This window comes from Pantoea sp. Fr+CA_20 (assembly GCF_024520835.1).
Classification (GTDB): domain Bacteria; phylum Pseudomonadota; class Gammaproteobacteria; order Enterobacterales; family Enterobacteriaceae; genus Pantoea; species Pantoea allii.
On the sequence record NZ_JALNPN010000053.1, the window covers coordinates 1 to 512 of the forward strand.

General features: G+C 47.7%; 1 protein-coding gene. It reads right to left on the minus strand.

Annotated features, from left to right (window positions below; translation table 11 throughout):
• Positions 1–512: IS30 family transposase (locus NR177_RS23765; protein WP_256853802.1), on the minus strand; the 512-nt coding region annotated here is incomplete at both ends.

Here is a 512-nt window from a genome sequence, read left to right on the forward strand (position 1 = left end):
GGGCGATTGTGGATCACAGAAATAAATCTGAATGTCTGTCGCTACAGTAAATCGGGTGTGGCTGGTCATTTCAGCCCCCCGATCCCATGTTAGTGTTTTATAAAGCTCAGCAGGTAATTCCCGGGCTTGTCTGATGAGTGCAGATATAACCGTTATGGTCTTGTTGTCTCTGATTTTGGCCAGCATAACAAAGCGGGAATGGCGTTCTACGAGAGTGACGATATAGGAGTTTTTCGAGCCCTGGATCAGATCACCTTCCCAGTGACCCGGTATGGCTCTGTCTGCGACTTCAGGTGGCCTTTCGCTTATCGGTATCGCATCCGGGATTGATCCTAACCCTTTCCCTTTAAGCGATGATGTTCTGGATCTACGAACCACTCTTCCGCTTCTGAGGCATTGCTGCAGCTCTTTTTTTAATGCCCCCCGGGTTTGTATAAAAAGCGTTTTATAAATCGTTTCGTGTGACACATACATTTCCTGATTATCCGGATAACAGCGCTTCAGCCAACCGG